This is a genomic window from Parolsenella sp. (assembly GCF_982402205.1).
The window spans coordinates 1-1,862 of sequence record NZ_CEVYAT010000208.1 but is presented as its reverse complement, the minus strand read 5'-3'; the positions used below and the strand labels follow the sequence as shown (position 1 = coordinate 1,862).

General features: G+C 66.8%; 1 protein-coding gene. It reads left to right on the top strand.

Features of this window, described 5'->3' with window-relative positions:
* Positions 1 to 1,765, top strand: a 1,765-nt coding sequence (locus AC1VTH_RS08070) for a hypothetical protein (RefSeq protein WP_481335656.1), incomplete at its 5' end; no start/stop codon positions are given.
* Positions 1,766 to 1,862 lie beyond the last annotated feature (97 nt).

Below are 1,862 nucleotides of genomic sequence, written 5' to 3'. Positions count from 1 at the left end.
GCGCCCCCGCAAGCCCTTCGCGCCCACGCTTCGCTGGCGCACGCGCCTCGTCCTCGCCTTCGCCTGCGCCCTCGTCCTTTCCCTCTGCGTCTTCTTCGTGGCGCCGCTCGAGGTCGTCATCCCGGGTTGCTCGTCGCTCTCGTTCTCGCTCGCCAACGTATGGCTGCCGCTCGTGGTGCTCGCGCTCCTCGCCGCCGCGGCCATCGCCCTTGCCGCGAGCGCAACCCGCGGCCGCGCGTTCGACGTCGTGCTCGCCGTCATCGCCGCCGTCTGCGTATGCACCCTGTTGCAGGAGGTTCTGCTCAACCGCAACCTGCCTTCCGCCGATGGCTCCCTCATCGACTGGTCCATCTACGACAAGAGCATGCTCGTCTCCACCGCGGCCTGGCTCGTGGTCATCGCCGCCTTCGCGGCCTTTGCCCTCATCCGCCCGCTGTGGAGCCGCGTTGCCGCCGTGGCCGCCTGCCTCGTCATCTGCCTCGCACAGGGCGTGGGCCTCGGCGCCCTTGCCGGCCGCTACGCCGAGGCCCTGAGCCGCCCCACCGTCACCGAGGAGGGCCTCACGAGCGTCTCTTCCAAGAGCAACGTCATCGTCTTCGTCCTCGACATGTTCGACACCAAGGACATGGACGACGTCATGGCCGCCTACCCCGACGCTGCGGACGAGCTGGGCGGCTTCACCTGGTACCACAACTCCGTGGGCTCGATGATCCCCACGCGCTACGGCATCCCCTTCATCGTGACGGGCCACGACTTCGACCCCTCGAGCAGCACCTTTGACACGCAGCAGCTCGAGAGCTGGTTCAGCGACCGCAACTTGCTCGACGTGGCCAACGACCAGGGCTACTCAGTGGGCGTCTACTCAGACTCCGTGACCTATGGCCTTGACGCCCTCGAGGGCAAGACCATGAACGTCCACGGCGTGGAGCCCTTCTTTGCAGATTTCTTCGCCTGCGCCAAGGCCCTGGGCGGATGCGGTCTCTACCGCGACCTCCCCTATCCCCTCAAGCCCATCTTCTGGTTCACCACAGACCAGCTGAACGACGCCGTGGTTCCCACCGACGCCCGCACGCCCGAGAACACCCCCTACGTCCTCGACGACGCCGAGCTCCACCGCGAGTTCTCCCAGCCCGTCATCAAGGCCGACGACACGGCCGAGGCCGGCGCCTACCGCATCATCCACTGCCAGGGCTCGCACTGGCCCTACATCATGGACCAGAACGGCAATACGGTGCAGGTAGACCAGTCGGACCACAGCTCGCTCGTGAACCAGGCGCGTGGCTCGCTCAGCATCGTCGAGGAGTACATCCGCCAGCTCAAGGACCTGGGCGTCTACGACCAGTCGACCATCGTCGTCACGGCCGACCACGGCGTCTGGCCTTGGAACCACGCGCGTCTCAACAAGACCACCTCACCCATCCTGCTCGTGAAGTCGGCCGGCGCAGACGCCAGCACGCCCATGCAGATAAGCGAGGTGCCCATCGGCCACGTTGACCTGCCGGCCACCCTCGAGTGGGCCGTGGGCGCCTGGAGCGGCTCTGCGGCAGACGCCACGGGCTCCTCCACCGTCATGGCAGACGGCAAGCCCGTCTTCGAGGTCGCGGGCGGGGAGCGCCCGCGCCTCTTCTACTGGAACGACCACGACGGCAAGGTCGACTGGCACCTGGTCGAGTACGAGGTCGACGGCGAGGCCAACGACTTCTCCAGTTGGCATGAGACGGGCCGCGTGTGGGACGTCGACATGGAAGGCTACAATCAAAAGTAGTTCGCGAGGGCCTGGCCACCACCGGCCCTCTTGCTGAGAAGATCTGGAGCACCCATGCGCAAGCCGCCCGTCGTCTGCATCGTCATCCCCTGCTACA